At 49.7% G+C, this 24271-nt stretch carries 26 protein-coding genes; 21 read left to right on the plus strand and 5 right to left on the minus strand.

What is annotated here, in order from left to right; genetic code table 11:
* Positions 1–20 precede the first annotated feature (20 nt).
* Positions 21–1046, plus strand: a complete 1026-nt coding sequence (gene ytvI / locus NST29_RS05615) for a sporulation integral membrane protein YtvI (protein ID WP_033844204.1) — start codon at positions 21–23, stop codon at positions 1044–1046.
* 328 nt (positions 1047–1374) lie between these two features.
* On the opposite strand, the gene motB is transcribed toward ytvI, so the two are convergent.
* From motB to pssA, 3 genes are all read right to left on the minus strand, one after another.
* Entirely contained in the window at positions 1375–2157 is a 783-nt protein-coding gene (gene motB, locus NST29_RS05620; RefSeq protein WP_033844202.1) for a flagellar motor protein MotB, read from the minus strand.
* Positions 2150–2950, minus strand: a complete 801-nt coding sequence (motA, locus tag NST29_RS05625; protein ID WP_033019279.1) for a flagellar motor stator protein MotA — start codon at positions 2948–2950, stop codon at positions 2150–2152. The genes motB and motA overlap by 8 nt, the downstream gene beginning before the upstream one ends.
* 170 nt (positions 2951–3120) lie before the next feature.
* Entirely contained in the window at positions 3121–3660 is a 540-nt protein-coding gene (pssA, locus tag NST29_RS05630; RefSeq protein ID WP_033019277.1) for a CDP-diacylglycerol--serine O-phosphatidyltransferase, read from the minus strand.
* Between the two features lie 124 nt (positions 3661–3784).
* Between pssA and NST29_RS05635 the strand changes: the two genes are divergently transcribed.
* Positions 3785–4594 (plus strand): phosphatidylserine decarboxylase, encoded by an 810-nt coding sequence (locus NST29_RS05635; protein ID WP_033019275.1) that lies wholly within the window; start codon positions 3785–3787, stop codon positions 4592–4594.
* 115 nt (positions 4595–4709) lie between these two features.
* On the opposite strand, the gene NST29_RS05640 is transcribed toward NST29_RS05635, so the two are convergent.
* On the minus strand, positions 4710–4850 hold the full coding sequence (locus tag NST29_RS05640) for a sporulation histidine kinase inhibitor Sda (protein ID WP_008879941.1): 141 nt from the start codon (positions 4848–4850) through the stop codon (positions 4710–4712).
* Between the two features lie 337 nt (positions 4851–5187).
* Between NST29_RS05640 and NST29_RS05645 the strand changes: the two genes are divergently transcribed.
* The 16 genes from NST29_RS05645 (at position 5188) to NST29_RS05720 (ending at position 19104) form a co-directional block, all read left to right on the plus strand.
* Entirely contained in the window at positions 5188–5703 is a 516-nt protein-coding gene (locus NST29_RS05645) for a YqeG family HAD IIIA-type phosphatase (RefSeq protein ID WP_033019273.1), read from the plus strand.
* 2 nt (positions 5704–5705) lie between these two features.
* On the plus strand, positions 5706–6815 hold the full coding sequence (gene yqeH, locus NST29_RS05650; protein WP_033019293.1) for a ribosome biogenesis GTPase YqeH: 1110 nt from the start codon (positions 5706–5708) through the stop codon (positions 6813–6815).
* A gap of 22 nt (positions 6816–6837) precedes the next feature.
* A complete protein-coding gene (aroE, locus tag NST29_RS05655; RefSeq protein WP_033019271.1) occupies positions 6838–7668 on the plus strand; it encodes a shikimate dehydrogenase in 831 nt (276 codons plus the stop codon).
* 3 nt (positions 7669–7671) lie between these two features.
* Positions 7672–7965: a ribosome assembly RNA-binding protein YhbY gene (yhbY, locus tag NST29_RS05660; protein WP_033019268.1), complete on the plus strand. Its 294-nt coding sequence runs from the start codon at positions 7672–7674 to the stop codon at positions 7963–7965.
* A 186-nt stretch (positions 7966–8151) separates the two neighbouring features.
* The gene (locus NST29_RS05665) at positions 8152–8802 is read left to right on the plus strand and encodes a nicotinate-nucleotide adenylyltransferase (protein ID WP_033019265.1); all 651 of its coding nucleotides are present in this window, start codon (positions 8152–8154) and stop codon (positions 8800–8802) included.
* Positions 8711–9280: a bis(5'-nucleosyl)-tetraphosphatase (symmetrical) YqeK gene (gene yqeK, locus NST29_RS05670; RefSeq protein WP_033844197.1), complete on the plus strand. Its 570-nt coding sequence runs from the start codon at positions 8711–8713 to the stop codon at positions 9278–9280. Before NST29_RS05665 ends, yqeK begins: the two co-directional genes overlap by 92 nt.
* A gap of 5 nt (positions 9281–9285) precedes the next feature.
* Positions 9286–9642, plus strand: a complete 357-nt coding sequence (gene rsfS, locus NST29_RS05675; RefSeq protein WP_033844967.1) for a ribosome silencing factor — start codon at positions 9286–9288, stop codon at positions 9640–9642.
* Positions 9639–10382 carry a class I SAM-dependent methyltransferase gene (locus NST29_RS05680; protein WP_033844196.1) on the plus strand — a complete coding sequence of 248 codons (744 nt, stop codon included), beginning with the start codon at positions 9639–9641 and terminating at the stop codon, positions 10380–10382. The genes rsfS and NST29_RS05680 overlap by 4 nt, the downstream gene beginning before the upstream one ends.
* Positions 10383–10957: 575 nt before the next feature.
* A complete protein-coding gene (locus tag NST29_RS05685; RefSeq protein WP_339232818.1) occupies positions 10958–12094 on the plus strand; it encodes an FtsX-like permease family protein in 1137 nt (378 codons plus the stop codon).
* A 174-nt stretch (positions 12095–12268) separates the two neighbouring features.
* Positions 12269–13405: an ABC transporter permease gene (locus tag NST29_RS05690; RefSeq protein WP_235597966.1), complete on the plus strand. Its 1137-nt coding sequence runs from the start codon at positions 12269–12271 to the stop codon at positions 13403–13405.
* Positions 13406–13407: 2 nt separating this feature from the next.
* On the plus strand, positions 13408–14097 hold the full coding sequence (locus NST29_RS05695; RefSeq protein WP_033844193.1) for an ABC transporter ATP-binding protein: 690 nt from the start codon (positions 13408–13410) through the stop codon (positions 14095–14097).
* Positions 14094–14504, plus strand: a complete 411-nt coding sequence (locus tag NST29_RS05700; protein WP_033844192.1) for a hypothetical protein — start codon at positions 14094–14096, stop codon at positions 14502–14504. The genes NST29_RS05695 and NST29_RS05700 overlap by 4 nt, the downstream gene beginning before the upstream one ends.
* Before the next feature lie 538 nt (positions 14505–15042).
* On the plus strand, positions 15043–15435 hold the full coding sequence (locus NST29_RS05705) for a hypothetical protein (protein ID WP_033018349.1): 393 nt from the start codon (positions 15043–15045) through the stop codon (positions 15433–15435).
* Between the two features lie 100 nt (positions 15436–15535).
* Positions 15536–17605 (plus strand): hypothetical protein, encoded by a 2070-nt coding sequence (locus NST29_RS05710; RefSeq protein WP_131385642.1) that lies wholly within the window; start codon positions 15536–15538, stop codon positions 17603–17605.
* A complete protein-coding gene (locus tag NST29_RS05715) occupies positions 17606–18469 on the plus strand; it encodes an ABC transporter ATP-binding protein (RefSeq protein ID WP_033018351.1) in 864 nt (287 codons plus the stop codon). It abuts the gene before it with no gap.
* The gene (locus tag NST29_RS05720) at positions 18466–19104 is read left to right on the plus strand and encodes a hypothetical protein (protein ID WP_033018352.1); all 639 of its coding nucleotides are present in this window, start codon (positions 18466–18468) and stop codon (positions 19102–19104) included. Before NST29_RS05715 ends, NST29_RS05720 begins: the two co-directional genes overlap by 4 nt.
* Before the next feature lie 524 nt (positions 19105–19628).
* Here NST29_RS05720 and comER read toward each other — a convergent pair.
* Positions 19629–20450, minus strand: a complete 822-nt coding sequence (gene comER / locus NST29_RS05725) for a late competence protein ComER (protein WP_033018904.1) — start codon at positions 20448–20450, stop codon at positions 19629–19631.
* A 113-nt stretch (positions 20451–20563) separates the two neighbouring features.
* On the opposite strand from comER, the gene NST29_RS05730 reads away from it, so the two are divergent.
* The 3 genes from NST29_RS05730 (at position 20564) to NST29_RS05740 (ending at position 24221) form a co-directional block, all read left to right on the plus strand.
* A complete protein-coding gene (locus NST29_RS05730; protein WP_200878273.1) occupies positions 20564–21181 on the plus strand; it encodes a helix-hairpin-helix domain-containing protein in 618 nt (205 codons plus the stop codon).
* Positions 21182–21504: 323 nt separating this feature from the next.
* Positions 21505–21975, plus strand: coding sequence for a ComE operon protein 2 (locus NST29_RS05735; protein WP_033018905.1), 471 nt, complete (start codon positions 21505–21507; stop codon positions 21973–21975).
* Positions 21972–24221 (plus strand): DNA internalization-related competence protein ComEC/Rec2, encoded by a 2250-nt coding sequence (locus NST29_RS05740; protein WP_033018906.1) that lies wholly within the window; start codon positions 21972–21974, stop codon positions 24219–24221. The genes NST29_RS05735 and NST29_RS05740 overlap by 4 nt, the downstream gene beginning before the upstream one ends.
* Positions 24222–24271 lie beyond the last annotated feature (50 nt).

Raw genomic sequence — 24271 nt, forward strand, 5'->3', positions numbered from 1 at the left:
ATAAAAAATGAGGGAAGAACGTGAAACGTTGGCTTTTGATCGTGCTGCTGCTCGCTGTGGGGATATGGCTTGTGCCATACAGCGTACCGCTTCTGTTGGCGCTCGCTACGGCGCTGTTGCTCGAGCCGTCCATCCGCCGCTTGCAACAAACGTATCGGCTGAAGCGCGTTCATGCCGTTACGGCCATTTTTTCGCTGTTTATCGTCATCGTCGGTGTTTTGCTTTATGTCCTCATTGTCATTTTTGTCGAGCAGGTGATGGCGCTCTCGCAAAAGCTGCCTGCCTTCCTCAGCGAAGCGACGAAAGTGTTGGATCGTCTCATTCAAACATGGCAGTCGTATTCGAGCTCGATTCCGCGTGAAATCATTGAATCGTTAGAGCGCGGCGTCAATACGGTGCAACAAATGTTGCTGTCGTTTGCGAGCAGTTTGACGCAGTCGCTCGTTCATTATATTGCCGCAGTACCTGCGTTTTTGATTCATTTTTTGGTGTATATCGTCGCTTTGTTTCTCATTTGCCTCGATTTGCCGCGGCTGAAGCAAGGGGTGCGCCGCCATTTATCGGAGCGCACGGAACAGCGGCTGGGAATGATCGTCACCCAGCTCAGCAAAGCGGCGGTCGGTTTTATCAAAGCGCAGTTTCTGCTCAGCGTCATCACGTTTTTCCTCGCCTTGGCCGGCTTGGTGGTGCTAGGGATTGATTACGCCGCCCTTATGGCGCTCGTCATTGTGATTGTCGATATTTTGCCGATTTTGGGAACCGGGTCGGTATTGGTGCCGTGGGGGATCATCAGCATAGCGAACGGGGATAAAGCGCTCGGCATCGGTCTGATCGTGTTGTTTGTCGTCATTACGGTGGTGCGGCGGATCATCGAGCCAAAAGTGTTTTCGACCAATTTGGGCATTTCCCCGCTTGCGGCGTTAGTCAGCGTTTATCTCGGCTTTCAGCTGCTCGGCTTCATCGGGCTGTTTGTTGGGCCGGTCGTTGTCATTTTGGTCGAGGCGCTTGCCAAAGCTGGGGTTATTCGATGGACGATCAAACTTTGAGGAACGAAAAACGGGGTTGGCAACGGATCGTCTCAGCAACGGGGGCGGGAACGGCCGCCAAAAAAACGAGGGTGTCCAAGAAAGCGGGACACCCTCGTTCCTGTGTCAAGCGCTGTGCGCCTGCGATCTCGGTTTGCGCCACAGCGGGCGATTTGGGGCTGACCTCGAGGCCGGCGAAAAGGACGATGTCATAAAGCGGCCGCCTCTTGTGTGTCGAGAAAAGCAGCATTGGTAAAGGTCGTGAACTGCTCCCACTTAGCTTTGCTTGAAGTGGGAGACTTCTTTTCGGAATGATGTCAAATGGCAAAAGCGAGATGAGCCTTGCCGGTCAGCGAGCGGATGCCGATGACGGAGAAGTGTCAGAGCGCGGCAAAATCAAAATTTCCACGCGCCGGTTTTTCATCCGCCCGGCGGCCGTCGCGTTGGAAGCGATCGGTTTGTATTCGCCGTACCCTTTCGCGCTGAAGCGGCGCGGGTCCAACTGTTTGTTTTCGAGCAGCACTTTCATGAAGTTCACGGCGCGCATCACGCTCAGCTCCCAGTTGGAAGCGAATTGGGCGTTGTGGATCGGCACGTTGTCCGTGTGACCGCTGATAATGATATCGCGCGGCGGGTTCATGACGAGCAGCTTGGAGATTTCTGCCGCCAAACGCCGATCTTTAATGCGCACATCGGCGCTGCCGGAGTCAAACAAAATGTCGTCTAAGATCGTGATGGCGAGTCCTTCATCGTCCAGTGATGTCTGCAGCTTTCCCCCGAGTTCGTTTTGGCGGATGTAGGCATCGATTTTCGCTTTGATTTCCGCCAGTTCTTCTTTTTCCTGTCCGCTGACCGAACGCGAAGGGGAGGATGGTCGCTCTTGCCCTTTTTCATTTTGGTCGGGCGGTGCGATCGGCTGCACAGGGCTCTGAAAGTCGAGCACCCCGGTTCCGCCGGCGAAGGCGGTGTTGAACGAGCGAGCGATTTCCTGAAATTTTTTCTGATCGATTTGGCTGCTGGCGAACAAAACGATGAACAAGGCAAGCAGCAACGTCAACAAATCTGCGTACGGAATAAGCCATGATTCATTGATATGTTCCTCATGGCCGCCCTTTTTTTTCTTGTTAGCCATTGACGGCTTCCCCTTCGTTTTGCGGTTCGATCAAGTGCTCCCGTTCGCTCTCCGACAAATACGAAGCGAGCTTTTGTTCGATCGTCCGCGGGGCTTGTCCTTCCAAAATGGACAACACGCCCTCAATCATGATGTAGCGCACCTTCGCCTCTTCTTTCGATTTTCGCCGCAGCTTATTGGCAAACGGATGCCAAAGAACATAACCGGTAAAAATCCCGAGCATTGTCGCCACGAACGCCGCGCTGATGGCATGGCCCAGCTCGGCGATATTTTCTAAGTTGCCGAGCGCAGCGATCAAACCGATAACGGCGCCAAGCACTCCGAGCGTCGGCGCATACGTGCCCGCTTGGGTGAAAATAGCGGCGTTCGCTTCGTGGCGCTCTTCCATCGCCGCAACTTCTTCTGTCATGACGTCGCGGATGAATTCTTGCGTTTGGCCGTCAATCGCCATGCTGAGCCCGTTGCGCAAAAACGGGTCATCAACATCATCCAATTTGGCCTCAAGCGCCAGCAGCCCTTCGCGGCGGGCGATGTTGGCCCACTCGACAAAAAGCGGGATCAATTGCTCCACCGTCGGCGTGGACGATTCAGTAAAAATAATTTTCAATAGCTTCGGCACTTTTTTAATTTCGCGCGTTGGGAAGGCGATGGTAACGGCAGCGGCCGTTCCGACAAGAATGATGAGAATGGCGGCCGGATTGATTAACACAGCCGGCGACACACCCTTAAAATACATTCCTAATCCAATGCCGATGATCCCAAGAATGAGACCGATGATCGATGTTTTGTCCAACTGGATCCCCCCGTTTTTTCTCCAACGATCTATGCTATGGGCGTTTGATGAAGAAACCATATTTATCATATACTGAATAGAGAAGGTTGAAAAGGGAAAATGGTGTGACTTTGGGCATAAAAAAAGCCGCCCAGTCGATAGGCCATCGGCAAGGGGCAGCCATGACATGGTCAGATTTTTTTCAACTTAAACGTTCCAACCATTAAAAATGATAACATGAGCGCCAAAAACATGAACGACTGCGGCGGAACGTACGGGATGGCCAAATAGCCGAGCGTCATCAGCACACCGGCGGCTGTGATCGGCAGTCCGGAGAAATAGCCGTTGTTTTCCGTGATGTTAAAGCGGGCGAGCCGGAAGGCCCCGCAGGCGACATACAAAATCGTGAACACCGCCCCAGGCGCGCCGAATTCATGGAACAATCCTTGATACATCAATAAGGCTGGCGCGACGCCGAACGAAATGATGTCGCTCATCGAGTCGAGCTGTTTGCCGAGCTCGGATTCGATGTTCAGCCGGCGGGCGACCGCGCCGTCAAAACGGTCGACAAAGGCGGCCAAAAAAATGAGAAGCACGCTCATATGCAACTGACCTTTGAGCGTGGCGAGCACGGAAAAGCCGCCAAGCGATAAGTTCGTCAACGTCAAAATATTGGCCACGTTGGCTTTCAACTTTTTTAGCGTATAATCCAAATAATCCGATAAGAACAATTCTCCCCACTCCTTTTCCAGCCAAAAGCGCCAAAAGAAAATTCTACTACCATTATACTCGTTTTGACGGTAATATGGAAGGTAGTAACGACCTAGCAACGTTGTGTAACTGGAGGGAATCTGTTTGCGAAAATGGCTGTATCGTTTGTTCATTGAATTGACCAATCATTGGCTTTCTTCCAAGCTGCTTGCTTTGTTTGCCAAATCGCGCTTGAGTGCGCTGTTGATTCCATCCTATGCAAAAGTTTATCATATTAACCAAGAAGAGATGGAAAAAAGTTTAAAAAATTATAAGACGCTGCAGCAGCTGTTCATCCGCCGGCTGAAGGCGGGAACGAGGCCCATCGACGCCGATGAGCGGGCCGTGGTCAGCCCCGTGGACGCCGTGATTGAAGCGATGGGAATCATCGAACAACCGTGGGAAATGACCGTGAAAGGAAAACGGTATTCCATCGCGGAAATGCTCGGCGGTGAAGAAGCGGCGCAGCCGTACGTGAACGGGTTCTTTTTTATTCTGTATTTGAGCCCGAGCCATTATCACCGCATTCACAGCCCAATATCTGGCGTGATCGAAAAACAGTGGACGCTTGGCCGCAAGTCGTATCCGGTCAACCGGCTTGGCTTAAAATATGGAAGGCGGCCGCTCGAAAAAAATTACCGTCTTATTACGGAAGTCAAGGCTGATGGCAAGCGCTTGGCGATCGTGAAAATCGGCGCCATGTTTGTCAACAGCATCGAATTGACACATGAGGGCGACCAATTGATCAAAGGCGAAGAAATGGCGTACTTTTCGTTTGGGTCAACGGTCGTTTTGCTGTTTGAGCGCGGCAGCTTTACTCCTGATCCGAACGTTGCGGCGCCGATGCCGATCAAAGTCGGTGAACGGCTCGGCTACTGGTGCCAACAGCCGGATGGAAAGGGAAACGAAGGCTAGCGCGGCCGCCGGAACCTGTCTACCCTTTAGAGGGACGGTGATGGAGTGTAAAATGCTACTGATCCGACCTCACCGGCCTTCTAGGGAAAAACAAAAAAAGCCCGAAGGCCTTCAGTTAGGATGACAACTTGATTTTATGAGTCAACGACCGGCGCTGAATTTCCTTTTCGATGAGCTCGATGAATTCGGGGCTTAAATTGAGTTCTTTCGCCTTGAAGTACGACTCGATGAGCAATTCATCGGACAGATGCTTCATCGGGAAGCCTCCTTTTTTGATGGAATATAACGAGCCATCCATACATATACTGGTAGGTTACTTTCACTGTACCACGATTTGCAAAAGAGAACAACCGTTCTGTTATCCACAGACATCCGTGGATAACGTGTGGAAAAGGTGTTTATAACCTAGCTAGGGCCTTGTCACTAGCATGTGTATAATGTGGGCAACAGTTATCCACAATCTGCAGGGGCGCAAAATTTGTCGAAAATTTTTTCGCTTGGCCAGTTCAACTGATGACTGGCAAACTTTGTTTTGAAACGAAAGGGAAAATCGGCTATGATGGGAAAAGCAGAGCGAAAGGCAGGTGGACGATATGCTTCATTACTTTTTGCCTAGCCAGTTTGTCAAGCGGGTGATCGATATTGCTCCTGATGAGCTGAAGGAAAAAGGGGTGAAAGGGATCATCACCGACTTGGACAATACGCTCGTTGAATGGGATCGGCCGAGCGCCACCCCGGAGCTGGCCGCTTGGTTTGATGCCATGAAGCAAGCGGGCATTAAGGTCGTCATCGTATCCAATAATAATAAACGACGTGTCCAGTCGTTTGCCGAGCCGCTCGGCATTCCGTTCATTTTCGAAGCGCGCAAACCGTTGACGCGCGCGTTTTTACGGGCGCTGCACATGATGGGGCTGAACAAGGAGGAGGTCGTCGTCATCGGCGATCAGCTGTTGACCGATGTGCTCGGTGGTAATCGCCTTGGCTTGAACACGATTTTAGTCGTCCCAGTTTCGGAAACGGACGGTTGGTGGACGCGGTTCAATCGAAAAATGGAACGGAGAATTTTAAACACCATGCGGAAAAAAGGGATGATTTACTGGGAGGAATGATCGTGGAGCCACAACTGCGTTGCATCGGCTGCGGGGCCGCCATTCAGGTGGAAGATCCAAAAAAAGCGGGCTACGCCCCGAAAAGCGTGCTTGAAAAAGAGGCGGAAGAAATCGTTTGCCAACGTTGCTTTCGTCTGAAACATTATAATGAGGTGCAAGACGTGCCGCTTGATGACAGCGACTTTGTCAACATGCTGCACCGCATCGGGGAATCGAAGGCACTTGTCGTGTACATCGTCGACATTTTTGATTTCAACGGCAGCTGGATTCCGGGATTGCCGCGGTTTGCCGCTGACAATCCGATTTTGCTTGTCGGCAATAAGGCCGATTTATTGCCGCGTTCGGTTAACTATTTGAAACTGGTGCAATGGATGCGGCGGATGGCGGAAGAGCTCGGGCTGCGCCCGGTCGATGTCTGCCTCGTCAGCGCGGCGAAAGGGATCGGCATGGGGAAGGTAATGGAGGCGATGGAGCGCTTTCGCAAGGGCGGCGATGTCTATGTGGTCGGCTGCACGAATGTCGGCAAATCGACGTTCATCAACCGGGTGATCGAAGAAGCGACGGGCAAAGGAAATGTCATTACAACATCGTATTTCCCGGGAACGACGCTGGATATGATTGAGATTCCGCTTGAAGGCGGCTCATCGCTGTATGATACACCCGGGATCATCAACCATCATCAGATGGCGCATTTCGTGGATGCGCGCGATTTGAAAATCATCACACCAAAGCGGGAAATCCATCCGCGCGTGTACCAGCTCAATGAAGGGCAGACGCTCTTTTTCGGCGGTTTGGCCCGCCTCGATTACGTCAAAGGTGGGCGCCGCTCGTTCGTCTGCTATATGGCCAACGAGCTGACGATCCACCGGACGAAGCGGGAAAAGGCGGATTCCTTGTACGCCAGCCAGCTCGGCCAGTTGCTATCGCCGCCAAACAAGCGATACGCCGCCGACTTTCCGCCGCTTGTGCCCCGGACGCTGTCGGTGAAAGAGCGGAAGACGGATATTGTCTTTTCCGGGCTCGGCTGGGTGACGTGCAACGACCCCGGCGCTCAACTCGTCGTTTATGCGCCGAAAGGAGTCGACGTGTTGATTCGCCAGTCGCTGATTTGAGAGAAGCGGGAGGGGGAGAACGATGGAACACGTATACGGGCTGCTCGGTTTTCCGGTCGAGCATTCGCTGTCGCCGCTCATGCACAACGATGCGTTTGCCTGTCTGGGCATTCCGGCGCGCTATCATTTGTTTCCCGTCAAACCGGGGCAAGTCGGCGCGGCCATCGCCGGCGTGCGGGCGCTTGGCATCGCCGGGGTGAACGTGACGATTCCGCATAAAATGGCGGTCATGCCGTTTTTGGATGAAATCGATGACCACGCGCGCCGCATCGGGGCGGTCAACACGATCGTCAACCGGGACGGCCGGCTCGTCGGCTACAATACGGACGGGCCTGGTTATGTCCGCGCCTTGGAAGAGGAACTCGACGTTTCGTTTGCCGGAAAGCGGATTTTAGTGATCGGCGCGGGCGGCGGAGCGCGCGGCATTTATTTTTCGCTGCTTTCGACCGCGGCCGCGCGCATTGATATGGCCAACCGGACGCTCGAGAAAGCGGCGCAGCTTGTGGGGGAAGGGAAGGACGACCGCTCCGCTTTTTTCCCGCTCGCCGAGGCTGAAAAACGGCTGGCTGAATATGATATCGTGATCAATACAACGGCGGCCGGCATGCATCCGCAAGAGGAAGAACAGCCGCTTTCGCTCGAGCGGCTGCGGCCGGGAACGATCGTTTCCGACATCATTTACAACCCGTTGGAAACGAAGTGGTTAAAAGAAGCGCAAGCGCGCGGCGCCCGCACGCAAAACGGTGTTGGCATGCTCGTCTATCAAGGGGCGCTGGCGTTTGAAAAATGGACCGGCCAATGGCCGGATGTCAAGCGCATGAAACAGCTTGTCATCGAAGCGTTGAGGAGGTAACATATGTTAACTGGGAAACAAAAACGGTTTTTGCGCGCCCAAGCCCATCATTTGAAACCGATTTTTCAAGTCGGCAAAGGCGGGGTGACGGAAGCGATGACCGAACAAATCGCTGCCGCGCTCGAAGCGCGTGAACTGCTGAAAGTCAGCGTCTTGCAAAACTGTGAGGACGACCGCGACACCGTCGCCGAACAGCTAGCGGCGGGAACGGGGGCAGAAATCGTGCAAGTGATCGGCAACACGATCGTCTTGTATAAAGAGTCAACCGAACATAAGCGCATCGTCTTGCCTGAGTAACCGCCGGCATGGTTGAGGCGGGCGCATCAAGCGGTTGCCACGATGGGTTCACTTGTTTGATGGCAGAGGGCGGGATCGAGGCGGGCGCTTCGTTTCTCGCTAAGCGTTCCGGGCGGGGTGAGCCTGATTGGTCGTCCGCCTTTAGCAAGCAACATCCTAGGACACAGAGCGGCGGGAGGAAGGAAGATGAGGAAAATTGGGATTTTGGGCGGCACGTTCGATCCCCCCCATTGCGGGCATTTACTGATGGCCGATGAAGTGCTGGATGCTTTAGAGCTGTCACAAATTTGGTTTTTGCCCAACCGCATTCCTCCCCATAAGCAGCATGAGCAAGTGACAAGAAGTGAAGACCGGCTGCGCATGCTCGAGCTGGCGATCGCCGGACATCCGCGCTTTCGCATTGAAACGATCGAGCTTGAACGCGAAGGGCCGTCGTATACGTACGATACGCTCCGCCAGCTCACCGCGGCGCACCCAGACGATAAATTTTATTTTATCATCGGCGCCGATATGGTCGAATATTTGCCGAATTGGCACCGCATCGATGAGCTCGTCCAATTGGTGACGTTCGTCGGCGTCAAGCGGCCGGGATTTTCGCTAAAAACGCCGTATCCGGTCATCGAAGTGGAAGCGCCGCAGTTTGCCGTCTCGTCCTCGCTCATCCGCGAGCGAGTGCGGCGCGGGCAGACGATCCGCTACCTCGTGCCGGAAGCAGTAAGACTTTATATTGAGGAGAAGGGACTATATGGAACGGGAACAAGCGTTGCAAATCGTGAAACAGCAGCTGACCGAGACGCGCTACGAGCACACGCTTGGCGTTGTCGCGACCGCCGTTAAGCTCGCTAAACAATACGGCGCTGACGCGAAAAAGGCGGAACTGGCTGCGATTTTCCACGACTATGCGAAATTCCGCCCCGTCGAGGAAATGAAACAAATCATTTTGGCGCAAAATATGCCCAACGATTTGCTTGCGTATAACAGTGAATTATGGCATGCGCCCGTTGGCGCGTATTTGGTGCAGGCAGAAGTCGGCCTTGACGACCCGGAAGTGCTCGATGCCATCCGTTACCACACGTCTGGCCGCGCCGGCATGACGTTGCTGGAAAAAATTATTTATTTGGCCGACTACATTGAACCAGGGCGGCGCTTCCCGGGCGTCGATGACGTGCGGCGCTTGGCGGAAGAAGATCTTAACCGGGCGCTTTGGCAGGCGGTGAAAAACACGATCGCCTTTTTGCTTGAGAAGCGCCAGCTCATCTATCCGGACACGATTCACGCATACAATTCGCTCTTGCGCGAGGTGAAGGGGGAATGAAGCCGGTGAATGAACAAGAAGCATTGCAGCTTGTCGTCCGCGCCGCGGATGACAAAAAAGCGGAAAACATTGTTGTCTTAAATATGAAAGGCATTTCGCTTGTGGCTGATTATTTTGTCATCTGCCATGGCAATTCGGACAAACAAGTGCAGGCGATCGCCCACGAAATTCAAGACCAAGCCGAGGAACACGGTCTGGCGGTCAAACGGATCGAAGGATTTCACGAGGCAAAATGGGTGCTTGTTGATTTGGGGGATATCGTCGCTCACGTGTTTGCGAAAGAGGAGCGTGACTATTACGGCCTTGAGCGGCTTTGGGGGGACGCCCCGACGGAAGACGTCGCGGCCGTGTTGCAGCCATGACGTACGGACGGTTTGCCGATTGGTATGATGTGCTGATGGCTGACGCGCCGTACGGCGAGTGGCAGTCGTTTGTCGAGCGCTCCTTCGACCGCTACGCCCGACGGCCGGGGCGGCGGGTCATCGATATCGGCTGCGGGACAGGAGAGCTGGCCATCCGTCTTGCGAAGGACGGGTGGCAAGTCGCGGGTGTTGATTTGTCCGCGCAGATGCTCTCCATCGCCCAAGAGAAAGCGGAGGCAGCTGGCGTTCATGTGCCGCTGTTTGAACAAAACATGGCCGAACTCGACGGGTTTTCAGACCTTGACGGCGCGCTGGTGTTTTGCGACGCCCTCAATTACCTCATGAATGAGGAGGACGTCCAAACCACCTTCGCCGCCGTTTCCCGCGCCCTTGGCGCCGGCGGCTTGCTTTTGTTTGACGTCCATTCCGTTTATAAAATGGACGTTTTGTTTCGTGACGCCGTGTTTGCTGACCAAGGAGAGGACATCAGCTACATATGGACGTGCCATCCGCTCGATTGGCCGCACAGCGTCGGGCATGAACTGACGTTTTTCGTCCGCCGCGGCGATCGGTACGAACGTTTCGACGAATGGCATGAGCAGCGCACGTTCGAGCAAGCCGTTTACGAACAGTGGCTCGATGCCGCCGGCTTCGAGGTGCTTGAAGTGACCGCCGATTTCACCGATGCCCCGCCGACCGAGACGGCCGAGCGGCTGTTTTTCGTCGCGCGGAAGCGGTGAGGCACATGGTCTGCATGTAGAGAGAACGTGCCGCTCGTTCCCCTGTTATCAGCAAAAAACGGAATCACAAGTTCCCATTCTCCATTGATACCACGCATTGGCGAGATGTTCGCCATCCCTATGGATGGCTAAGATCTCGTCATTTTTTGCTGTTCACCCCCGCACTCGATAGATTGGACGCTGCTGAAACGTCAAAACAACATGTTTTTTCAGACCACCGTCCTCGTTGATATAGCATTTATTCAATTAATATATTTTTGGTATTTAATAAAAAAAATAGAAAATTACCCTTTCTTTCGTTTGGTTGTTGTGATATACTAGTTTCGAATCGGCCGGCCGTCAATTTTACTATTTTGAAAAAATCAGAGAATGACGGCTATGTCCCTAGCGGGGCGGTGATTTCGTACGAAATCGTGCCGTTCCATCTGTTTCTCAGTTAGAGAGCGAAATCAGTCTTCTTTTTTGGAAAAATGCGGTTCATTTGCTCTAGCCGTTTACCGGCCTCTTAGGAATAGGGTTCCCTTTATTGGCTGGTGCTAATATATTGCGGCGACTCAACTAGGTACTTTCGTGTTATGAGAGAAGGTGTCCCATTGATTTTTTCTTCGATCAAAAATCAGATCAAAGCCCATCCTATTACCACTTTTTTTATTGTATTAGGGTTGTCGTTGTCGGTGTTGATGATTTCGGTGGGGATTTCTAGCATGAATTATTCAAAGCTCCTTGAGCAAGAACAAGAACATTATCAGCCGCGGCACGCCGTCAGCGTAGGCATCACCTTTGCCGAAGAGCCGAATTGGCAGCGGGTGTTAGGATTATTTAAAAATATCCATGCCCAAACGGGGGTGATTTTGGAAGAGGTGACATTGTCACATGGCGATGCGATGATGGCGGTTACGCCAGAATATTGGACAAAAAAAGTGGTCGAGCGCTTTCCGCTAGTGGAAGGGCGATATTTTACCATCAACGAAATACAAGAAGGAAAAAAAGTGGCGCTTGTTGGAAAAGATAGAATGAAAGATGTTCGCGTTGAAGGCAGTGATCGATATTTGACAATGGGACATGACCGGTACAAGGTCATCGGAATCATTGGGGTCAAAGGAAAACGAACGAGGGTGATCGATTACCAAGTGGTTATTCCAATGACCTCTCTTCCTGTTGCTGCAATCAATAAACTGACCAGTGCGAAGCAGCTACATTTCACTATTCATAATCCAGTGAAGGATCCGTATGAGGATGAAAAAATGATTCGGCAGAATATGGAACGGTTGTTTCCTGCCGCACAAATGGATGTTTCTCCTTATACGAGTAACATCATGCTTCATGTTGATTTCGGCGAACAGCTCGCGTTGATGATCATGATCTATTTGTTAGCTATTGTCAATGCCGTTAACCTTACTTCATATTGGATTCAAGAAAGAACGTATGAAATTGGGATCAAAAAGGCATTTGGCTATAGCAATTATGATATTGTCTTCATGCTCTTTTGTGAGATGTGTCTCATTTCCGCTGTCTCTGTTTTGATCGGCTTTGCGTTGCAGCTGCTATGTAACCGCATGATTGAACAATGGATCGACTATCCGATTCATCTCTCCATCACTCATCTGTCGACAGCAGTTGTGTTTGTGGTGCTTTCAGCTGCACTCACAATCATTATTCCAGCAATGAAAGCGATTCGAGTACAACCTGTTGATGTGATGAATCGAAGATAAGGCGGTAGAACCATGAGATATGCGACGATAACGTTTTCATCCATCCGAAAGCGAAAACGATCGATGTTGTTGATGGCCCTTCAGCTTGTCGTCTCATTTTGGATGATAAACCATGCGCTCATTACGTTAGACACGCTCCACTATCAAGAAAAACAGCTTTTTTCTGTTTCTAACATGGATGAATATAAAACAGTGAAGTTGACGATGCCCGACGGAGACGATTCACAGTGGTTTGCCGAGCGGTTTCAGCAATTGGAAACATACATAAAAAGGTTGCCAGAGGTTGAAGGATACGGATCGTTCAACACGACAAGCATCGCGCCTGAAGATTTTGCTAGGAAGCAGGCATACGAGCAGCGCAATCGACAATTGTATGCCGGGACAAGAAGAGAAGAGGAGACGGAAAGTTCAAGCATCATTTATTTCGACTATGATATATACCGACTGTTCACCAAATTTCGTGTTAGCAAGGGAAGGACGTTAGAAAAAGCAGATTTTCAAAAAGAAAACAACGATGTGATTCCCGTTTTGGTCGGATACGATTACCGCGATGTTTTTCGCATTGGCGATCGTTTTAAAGCGGAAGCCGGCGCCGGGGAAAGCACCATGAAAGTGACGTATGAAGTGGTCGGGATTTTGGAAAAGGGAAGCCGGTGGCTGTCAGGGAATGATTATTTGATCAACCGTGCGGACAACTTGGATCATTTTTTTGTTGCTCCGTTTTTTCCCGAGCAAAGAGAGGGACGGCCGATCAGCGTGGCAGTACGGTTGCACAATACATTCCTTCAGCTTCGTTCGGAAAAGCAATTGCAAGCTGTAAGCGCAGCCCTCAGAAAGAAAGGAAATGAATTAGGAATTTCTCCTGTGTTGCGAACAGTCAGGCAAGATGTCGATGCTTATCAAGCAAATACCGGCAAAAGCTATGACTATGCTTTAGCCATAGGGGTATTTTTCCTTGTGGTGACCTTGATCGGTGTGATTTCTGTCACCATTTCAGCGATTCGGGCGCGCAAATATGAATTGGGTGTCATGATGGTAACAGGGGCTAGCAAGCGAGATATTTCGGTTATGGTGATCGTGGAACTGTTTTTCTTAGTAGGGATTTCGGCGGTCATCGGTGTGATTGTCAACTATTGGACTGAAGTCAACCATGATTTTTTCGGTGACAACATTCGGTTAGAGGCCTTTACATGGTCGTTGTATGGGAAAGTGGCGATTATCGCCATCGCCATTATTCTGCTCTCCGCCCTGATTCCATTATGGAACATTAAAAACCTAGAATTAAGAGAGTTAGTGGAAGGGAGGGAGTAACAATGGCTCTGATTGAACTGGAAAACATTTATAAAACCTATGGGGAAGACGAGTATACTACCGTCGCGTTAAAAGGCGTCGATTTAACGGTGGACAATGGCGAATTCATTTCGATCATGGGGCCTTCCGGATCAGGCAAATCCACGCTGTTAAATATTATTGGTTGTATGGACGTGCCGACGCAAGGAGTATACCGTCTTGATGGAGTGAACGTAACTACACTGCGCGATAAAGAGCTGAGCCGGATTCGAAACCAAAAAATCAGTTTTGTTTTTCAACACTTTGCGCTCATGCATCATTTCACCGTGTTTGAAAACGTCGCTCTCCCCCTATGGAAGCGGGAGCTAAGCAAAAAGGAGATAAAAGAAAAAGTCGATCATTATTTAGAGAAACTAGGCATTGCCCATTTAAAAAAGAAAAATGTTTCGAAGCTGTCAGGAGGGCAAAAGCAGCGCGTGGCTATTGCGCGAGCAATGGTGGCAGAAACCGATATCGTGCTTGCCGATGAACCAACTGGTGCTTTGGATCAAGAAAATGGCGCAAGATTGATGGAACTTTTTTGCCAAATGAACGAAGAAGGGAAATGCATTATTGTCATTACCCACGATGAAAAAGTGGCTTCGTATACGAAGCGAATCGTTCGAATTGTCGATGGACAAATTCACTCAGACACGAAAGGGGAAAGACAATGAGCAAAAGAGGAATTTGGTCTGTCATCGCGGTGGTTGTCATAGCGATGATCCTTGGTGGAGGATATTATGTTTTTTTCTACAAGCAAAATTTTGAATCATCCGCTGAAGGGACTTTTCTTCCAGAAGAGTACGAAGAACAATATTCGGTCTTTAAAACTACCATCGATGTGAATAAAACGAAATTTGATCAACTGCTGATCGAACAACGCATCGATTTGCGGGGAGGAAGTCTGAAGTACGAATTATACAACCCTAACGGCCAATTGATTGAGAAAGGAGAAGTAAAGGCGGGTGCTCCTTTTGAAAAAACACTGAAGGTGAAACCGATCAAAGGAGAATGGATGGCCAAGTACTACATTAATAAGGAAACCGATGGACATTACGTTTTGAAAATGAAAAGCAGCTAAACTTTCGTGATGGCTAGCGTCCACCGATCGTGCTTATGAAGGGAATGGAGACGGTGCGGTTAACTGTTTGATGTTTGCCCCTGTCAAGCTGATTGGCGGGCGCTTTTTTTATGCATATGGATAAAAAAGAAGAAATACATGGCCGCGTAGCCAATGTCATTGGAACGCCCAGCAATAAAAAATATTGGTTCATCACCACAATGTGTGTACTTGACAGACGGTGCACTTCTCTGAACAGGTGTAGGCAAAAAATGATTGGTTTCCCGTTCTTTCGTGGATGCATAAGTAAGATGTGGGATGAAAAAATCAAGTACAACTTTTGGTGAAGAGCCAAAATATTAGAAGTTTAGAAGGAAAATGACGATATTGGTCGAACTATACAAGCGGATACTTAGAAAATCGACGGAATTAATTGGGGGCTTTTTTATCAATTTTTTCATTAAAAAAATTGTGGAAAATACGGATGTTTTTTCTTATCCATTTTGATACAGTAAGGGTGAGTCGGCCGGCTTACTATGAAAATAAAGGGGAAAGAAGGATGACAAGAGGAAAAAAATTGAACAAATTCTCTTTAATAGTCTCATCTTTAGGTCTATCCTTGTTAATAGGTGCGAGCGTTCTAGCAGCATCTTCTATTGCCAGAATTGACTCTTCACATTTAGATGCTTCTGGCTCAAGTATTTCTGTCGGTGATGGAGTTCTGAATGAGGTTACGTACCAAAATAACAGTCATATTGACTTCTATGCTATAGTGTCGCGTGAAGTTATAGGATTTGATCCAGAAGTGTTTAATCGAAGAGTCTACGATTATGAAGAAGGCTCCGTATATAATTTAAAAGTAACTAATGGAAAGTATTATCCGCGCTCGAAATGGGCTGGCGAAAGCGGAGCGGCTTATGCGAATGGTTTAACATATATCGAAAATCAGTAGATGATAATGGGAAAGTAATATAAAGGTAATGTCAACCTTGTATTGCTTTCCTCATCTGATCGTTAAGAATGAGGTGTACTATATGAAGGTTTTCAATTCTATGAACGTCATGTGGATCCTTTTTCGGAGAAATCCGCTTTTTTGGATTTTGCTAGTTTGTTTTCTTGTGTATGTGTACTGCGGTTTTCATTTTTATTCTACGGGATATAACTTTTCTCCTGGGGAAGCATTAGTAAGGATGAGTTTTGCAGTACAAGGGGGAATGCTTGCTTTTTTATTTTTTGGGGTTTTATTGATTAGACTGGAAGAAAATAATCATTTGCACGATATATTTTCATCGATCCCAAATGCAATTTTTTCTAAGTTTATGGGGAAATTGCTCTTTTTTTTAATCCTTGTGTTATTGGTTTGTTTATTTGTATTTTCCATCTATGTCTTTTTGTTTTTGCCAAAGGGTATATCTTTTCTTTCTTTCTATTATGATGCGTTTCTTTATATTGTCCTATACTGGGGGATTTCCTTCTTTTTATCCGTGCTAATAGGAGCTTTGTTGGCATCTTGGTTTAAGGGAAAAATCATTTACCCTCTTATTCTTTTCGTTTGGGTGTTAATGGGGCCAGCAAATTCTTATTTTTTTGGTACAGCCGTATCCAAAACGATGTTCTCTGCTTTTCTTGCGTGGATCAATCTTGGAGAACCAAACCCTTATGCGTTATTTAACGATTTATATGGATTTGAACTTTCTCTTTACCATTGGATGAAACGATTATTTATGTTGCTATGTATCAGTTTTCTTTTTCTTTTCACCCATTTTTTAAGAAAACGAGGCAATATAGAAAAACGGTTTTCTATGTATGTTGCGGTATGTATAGGAAGTATAGGAGTTTTGATTTATTACTTTACTTTAGACAGACAAATCTATATTAGCAATTCTCTACTGGCAGGAACAAGGGAACATGTCGATGAAACGTACTATCGGGCTTTGTCTCATGAGAATTCTGTACAGCATCAAGTGATTGCGATTTCAAAGTATAATGTCCATATGAAGGTAAAACGGTTAGTAGAGATCGATGCCGCTATTACAATAGTGAACAATCAAAAACATCCGTTAGACTATATATCCTTGTCCTTGTACCATGGATTTAAGGTGATAGACGTTTCGAACAGCCATAAAAAATTGTCATTCCAGCAAAAAAACGATCTTTTAAACATTGAGCTGCCAAGCGAATTGCCACCTAAGCAAAGTTGTCAGCTTTCCATTTCTTATCAAGGATTGAGTTCGCCGTTGTTCTTCGCTAATTCACGCGCAGTATATTTGCCGTATTATTTTCCATGGCTGCCATCGAGCAATGTAGAACCTGCTTTTCAATATACGAAAATGGGGCTGATTAGAAATAATCATCAGTGGAACAATGATGCCGAAATTACATTAACTTATGACGGTCCTACTCCTTTATATACGAATATAAAAAAGGTTGGAAGTAAGAAATGGCATGGAAGATCTTCATTTGGATTATCGGTAGTGGTTGGTAAGATAGCGGAGATGAATAGGAAGAACGATGGCACGCGATTTGTGCAACCGATGACTTGGGAGAAGAATATGTACCAATATCCTGAATTTAAAGAGCGCACTAGTCATGTTATGGAAACCATTTCACGCAACTTTCATATTTCATATGAAGGGTTTCCAAAATTGGTTGTTTTTGTCCCCATTCTTTCGATTAATGATTTCGTTGCTGAGGAGTACATATGGTTTGCCTCCGATCATTTTATTTATGGGACATCATTGCAGTATCAGGCAACGATTCTTCCGCAAGATGAGGCCAGTTATACGTATATGCTCGTTCCTGCTCTTACTTGGAAATACAAAGGGATTCCGATAAAAGATATGGAGTATCTCCATTTATTCGATTCCGTTTATGCTTACGTCTATAATCAACAATACGGTATTCCAGATGACGGCAGTTTTTTGCCTCGTATGGACGCGATAAAATCGGAAAAGGATCAAATTAAAAGCAGTATCGTCCAGTGGATAAAGAGGGAAGAAAACGTGGAAATGAAAAATCGCTTTTGCCAAAAGTGGTTCCAGCTTATTGAAAGTGGAAGCCAGGATTGGAACGAATTAAAGGAGCTTATAGAGCAATATATCGTCATCAAGGAGGATTTATAAGTGTCTGTACTAGAAATTCGAAATGTGAAAAAACGGTATAAAAACAAGGTTGTATTAAATAATATTTCATTGAATATCAAGGGAACTTATGGTTTGCTCGGTCCTAACGGGGCTGGAAAAACAACCTTAATGAAGATCATAGCAACTTTGCTTCCTTTGGAAGAAGGGGCAATTACTTTCGACGATATTTCATGGGAAAACCCTCAAAAAGTGAAACCGTTAATTGGCTATTTGCCGCAGTATTTTTCCGCTTATAAAACGATGAAGGTTTATGAAGTGCTTGATCATTTTGCTGTTTTAAAAGGAATTATTAATAAAGAACGCCGAATATCGGAGCTTGATGCAGTGCTGGAAAATGTGAATCTTTATGAACAAAGAAACGAAAAAATGAAGGATTTGTCAGGTGGAATGATCAGAAGAGTTGGGATTGCCCAAGCTTTATTGGGCAATCCGAAAATTGTGATTGTAGATGAACCTACTGCTGGATTGGACATTCAAGAAAGGGTAAGGTTTCGCAATTTGCTTCGGAAAATCTCCGTCAACCGAACTATTATTATTTCTTCCCATATTGTCGAGGATTTAGAAACAACATGCGATTATGTTGCTATGATGAATAAGGGGACAATTCTGTTGGAAGGATCAAGACAGGAAGTGTTGAAAATAGTAGACGGACTCGTGTGGGAAAAAGACGTTAATTCACGCGACTTAGAGCAAATTCCCGAATCGAAAATTATTTCGGTGAAAGAAGCAGGGGATCGCTATATTATTAGAATGTTATCGCAGGAAAGCATAAAAGAGGCGAGACGTGTTCATCCGACATTGGAAGATGCTTACCTTTATATGATGAAGGGGGATAACCATTGAAAAAGATAAATTTTGTTTTTGAAATAAAATCAATGGGCTGGTCATTTTTTCTCCCTCTTATTGTCTTTCTGTTGTTAATGTACCAATTGGCTACATATCAAGGTTCTTCTTTATATATTTATAATACGATTGAATTTCTTGTTGCTCCTCTTGCGTGCTGGTGGATCATTCACTTATATGATGAATATTTTGAGGGAGGATTACATGAACTTCTTCCCAGCTATCCATTATCGAGGTGGTATCATGGGATATACCGTGTATTGCCGTTTATACTCATGTATTTATTGCTGTTGATAGGAAGTTTATGGATGGTGCATTCTGTAGTGGAAAATCAAGATTATGCCCCATTGCTTGTTTATATTGGAACACTAAGCTTGCTATTTGCGACAGTCGGTTTTTTGTTAGTTGCGATTTTTCGGAATGTCATGGTGTCGATCGTTATGATTGCTACTTATGTAGTAACGGAGTATTTAACGAATGGAGAAGTAATGCCATGGTATCATGCGATGGCTTTTGTCTCAAGCCCTTTTTCCTTTCGTGACGTAATGTCAAAAGCGATAGTCAATGGGGGGCTCGCTGGCTTCTTTTTATTATTGGGCCAGACCGTGCTGTCGATGGTTTTGACTAAACGATGAATGATATACATAAATGGGCGTATTAAGCCAAAAGATTCTTAAGCGTGAAAGTTGTTATAGCGGCGACATGCTATATACATGCTCATTGAAAAATGAACGGCTTCTTCTGCAACGAGCTTTCTCCCCGAGGGCTCAGCTTGTAGGTTGAGTCACAGGATCGTTGGAACAAAAGGATGCAGCGCTTATGGTGTGCAGGATAACGGAGAGGTTAACTCTTTATGTTGTATGTATATATAATAAGTTGAAATTCTGTTTTACATCCCGCTGATTACTCTTATATCGGCTTGTACTTAGATGAAACCCGCAACGAAAAATCGGAAATTTTTTATTGCAACTTATATAGTTGCACCCAGCCAAAAGGCTGGGTGAGGATTGAAACTTTGGTAAAAAGGTGCGTGCAACAGGAAACGGTTCTGTCGCGAACAAATGAACTGACAAATGGCCGCTAGTCTTAAGTGGAAATGTGAGGGGAGATTTTTTGTCGGATTAAAGAAGGAATTGTCTGTTTGTTGTCGAATGCGTTTTTATGACGAGAACTGTTGCCTCACCTTCTCCACGTCTTCTCGAAACTTCTCATGCGTTTTGGCCAGCACTTCTTCAAAAACGCCGTCGAGCCGCCGCTCGAGGACGGCGATGCCTTCCCCGGTGATTCCGCCTTTGACGCATACTTTTTCCTGCAAAGTTTGAAGCGTATACAAGTCCCGCCTCAGCAATTCCCCGAGGCCGATGATCATGTCGGTTGCCAGCATCGTTGCTTGCTCGGTCGAGATGGCGGTCTTCGCTGCTGCGGCTTCGATAAAGCGCCGCAGCAAATAGCTAAAAAACGCCGGGCCGCAGCTTGCGATGTCCGATGCGACGCGGGTGATGGCCTCATCGATGGAAACGGGCGAAGCGATGCGCCGAAAAAGAGCGTCGATCGTTTGCCGACAGGCGGCCGAACAGCGAGACCCGAAGGTGACAAGGATGCTGCCGGAGAGCGCGCGATTGGCGATGCTCGGAATGGCGCGCACCACTTGACAAGGAACGGCCGCTTCTAGCTGCTCGACGCTGATCGGACTGGTGATTGACACAAGGCAATGCTCCCTTGTCCAGTGCGGAGCCAGCTGTTGCAGCAGCGGATGGATGTCAAACGGTTTGACGCATAACATGACGATGCCGCATCGTTGGACGACTTCAGCCGCATCGGCAGCCACTGTGATGCCGGGGTGCGCCCGTTGTATCGCGAACGCTTTCGCAAGCGTACGGTTCGTGATGACGAGTTGATCCGCTTGAACGGCGCCGGAGTCGAGGAACGCTTCGATTAAGATGGTGCCCATATTCCCCGTGCCGATGACGCCGATGTTCATGTGTGGTCCCCCCTCCCGGTTGAGTTGACCGGAACTCTCTTTTCGATATGTATGACACCAGCGCTTCGTTTATGACTTTTTCCAAGGAAAGGATGGCGATGATGTGGGAGAACGTGTGGAAATTTGTGCGGGAGCTTGGGAAAAATCATTGGAAATGGGGAGCAGTTTTGTTGGTGGCTGCGGCTGCAGGGATGTGGGTGGTCCGTCATCCAGCGGATGAGCAGCCAACCGTGTCCTTGCCGGCTGCGGCTGAAACAGATGCCGCTCGTTCCGAAACCCAAACGGACGAAGCGCGCAAAACCGCTGTGGTCGATGTCAAAGGGGCGGTTGTGAAACCCGGGGTGTACGAGGTGGCGGCGGATGCCCGCGTCCGTGATGTCATCGCCTTAGCCGGCGGACTGACGGATGAGGCGGATGAAACGAAAGTCAATCTGGCGGCCAAAGTGCGCGATGAGATGATGATTTACGTGCCGGCCAAAGGCGAAGCGGCACCGAACCCGGTTGAGGCGGCTCCTGAAGCCGAGAGAAAAAACGGTCCGCAAGTGGCGATCAATACGGCGACCGAAGAGGAGCTGATGCAGCTGCCCGGCATCGGGCTGGCAAAGGCGAAAGCGATCATCGCTTATCGCGAAGAACACGGGCCGTTTCAGCGTCCAGAAGATTTGTTGAATGTGGCTGGAATTGGGGAAAAAACGTTGGAGAAATTGAAACCGTATTTGCTTGTCCCGTAAACGGTGCGGCACGTAGGCTAAGCTCACGGTTGCCGCCGGCGCCCGGCAAGGGGAAGGCTGCTTCACTTTCCGCGTTGGCGGGGTGAGGCGGAAACCGCCTGAATGATCGTCGGCATCGAACGGTTTCCCTTTCGGTGTTGGTGGGGTGAGGCGGAAACCGCTCGAATAATTGGCGGCATCGGACGGCTTTACTTTCGGCGTTGGTGGGGTGAGGAGGAAACCGCCTGAATGATCGTCGGCATCGGACGGTTTCCCTTTCGGCGTTGACGGGGTGGGGTTCGGCAAGTAGACTAAAACTATGAATAGGAGCGGAGGGACAACGAATGGAACGGATTACGTGGGATCAATATTTTATGGCGCAAAGCCATCTGCTGGCGCTGCGCAGCACGTGCACGCGGTTGGCGGTGGGGGCGACGATTGTGCGCGACAAGCGCATTATCGCCGGCGGATATAACGGTTCGATCGCCGGCGGCGCGCATTGCATCGATGAAGGGTGCTACGTCATTGACGGCCATTGTGTGCGGACGATTCACGCGGAAATGAATGCGATTTTGCAATGCGCCAAGTTTGGCGTCCCGACCGAGGGGGCGGAGATGTACGTCACCCACTTTCCGTGCCTGCAGTGCTGCAAAGCCATCATTCAAAGCGGCATTCGCGCCGTCTATTACGCCCAAGACTACAAAAACCATCCGTATGCTTTGGAACTGTTTGCCCAAGCTGGCGTCCGGCTCGTGCAAGTGCCGCTGAAGACCGATGTGTTCGCGTTGCTTTCCGGCGGTGAAGGCGAAGCATGAGAGGGCAAACCGTCTATCTCGCCGCGGCGGCGCTCTTGGCCGTGGCGGCCGCCTCACCGTCCCCCACAGCATGGTGTTTCCTCATCGTTTATCTCCTTCTTCTTTTCATCCGCCGGCCGCCTGTTTTTCTTCCCGCTTTTTTGACGGCTCTCTTCTTTTTTGCATATTTCCTGATCGTGGACCATGACAATGAAACGTCTTTGTCCGGCGGGCGCCGCACGTTGAACGTCCGTTTTACTGCGCCGCCCGCTTTTGACGGTGACCGGATGCAAGGATTGGTGGAGATCAACGGCGAGCGCGTGCAGCTTCGTTATGTGATGAGGACGAGGGCGGAAAAGGAAGCGCTGCAGGCCTACTTGACACCCGGCACGGTTTGCCGCATCTTGGGCACGCTTGAGCGGCCGCAGTCGGCGAGCAATCCGTACGCGTTTGACTACCGCCGGTATTTGCGTTTTCAGCGCGTTCATTGGCTGTTTCTTCCTGAGTCTGTCGATCGTTCCGTTTGTGCGCGCGCCCGTCCGACCGTCGCTGAACGGCTTCTTTCCTTGCGCGAGGCGGGCGTCCGCCGCATCGAAGCCCATCTTCCACCGGAAGCCGCCGGCATTGCGGCCGCCCTCATTTATGGCGAGCGCCGCCAGCTCGATGAAGAGGTGCTTGCTGGTTACCAGCAGCTCGGGCTGATTCATTTGCTGGCCATTTCCGGCGGTCATGTCACCTTGCTCGTCAGCGCGGCGTTCGCCCTTGCCATCCGGTTTATGACGCGCGAGGTGGCCGTGCTTGCCCTATTGGTCTTGCTTCCGGTGTACGCCGTGCTCGCCGGCGCCTCGCCGTCCGTGCTGCGCGCTTGTGCGACGGGGATGATCGTGCTCGCCGTCGCCTGGAAAAAAGGAGCGATTCACCCGCTTGATGCGTTAAGCTGGACGGCGCTCGTGCTGTTGGTTTTCGATCCGTACATGGTGTGGGATGTCGGTTTCCAGCTGTCGTTTGTCGTCACGTTCGCCCTTCTTGTTCATTTTCCAGCGCTGTCTGCTGTTCGTTCGCTGGGCGGGCGGCTGCTGCAAACCGCTCTTGTCGCCCAACTGGCGGCGCTGCCGCTCTTGCTTTATCACTTTTACGAAATTTCTGTTTGGAGTGTCGTTCTTAACGTCTTGTTTGTTCCTCTGTATTCATGGATCCTCTTGCCGCTGGCTTTGCTCGTGGCTGCTGTTCCGTTCGCTCCGTTCGTTTGGCTGTTTTGCCGCCTCGTTGTCTTCACCAATGCCATCGTTCGGTTCTTTTCCACCGATCATGGCCTGACGCTTGTGCTCGGCCGCCCGAGTCCATGGGGTTTGGCCTTGTGTGTCGCCGCAGTGGTCGCGGCGTTTCTCCTTTGGGAGCGCGGCCGGCTGCAAAGGGGATTGGCGGCGGTGGCGGCGGCGCTGGCCGTGCAGTTTGCCGCTCCGTATATGAATGCGAACGGGGAAGTGACCGTACTGGACGTCGGGCAGGGGGACTGTACGGTGATTGAACTTCCCGGTCGAAAAGCGGTCTATTTGCTTGACACGGGCGGAACGTTAGACATCGCGCGCGAGCCGTGGCGGAAGCGGGCGCGTCCGTTTTCCGTCGGCCGCGATGTGGTCGTGCCGTTTTTAAAGGCCAAAGGAATTCGAACGATCGACAAGCTGATTCTCACTCATGACGACGCCGACCATATCGGCGCGGCTCCCGATGTGCTGCGGGCCGTGCGGGTCAAAGAAATCGTGACGAGCCCACACGCGTTGCCGACCGTTCGTCAGATGGCGCGTCCGTTTTCGGTGCCGGTTGCGGCTGCCTCACGCGGGCAGCGATGGCAAGAGGGCGGAGCGGCCTTTGCGATTTTGCATCCGGAAGCGGGAAACCGTGAAGACAATAACGGTTCGCTTGTTTTGTTCGCCCGCCTTGGCGGCTTGACGTGGCTGTTTGCCGCTGACATTGAGAAGGAAGCGGAGCAAGATCTCGTCCGCGCTTACCCACACTTGCGCGCCGATGTGTTAAAAGTCGCCCATCACGGCAGCGCCACGTCGACGACCGAGCCGTTTTTGCGGACGGTAAAGCCGCGGGTGGCGCTGATTTCGGTCGGTCGTCACAACCGTTACGGCCATCCAGCTCGGGAGGTGCTTGTCCGGCTCAAGCAACAGGGAGCGATCATCTGGAGGACGGATCAAAACGGGGCCATTCGGTATGTATACAGCGAAAAAAGTGGAACCTTTCAACCGATGAAGCCATAAAATGAAGTGCGCAACGGGAAAGCGAACCGCATCCGGCGGTCGCCGATAGA

Source organism: Geobacillus sp. FSL W8-0026 (assembly GCF_037966255.1).
Taxonomy (GTDB): Bacteria; Bacillota; Bacilli; order Bacillales; family Anoxybacillaceae; genus Geobacillus; species Geobacillus icigianus.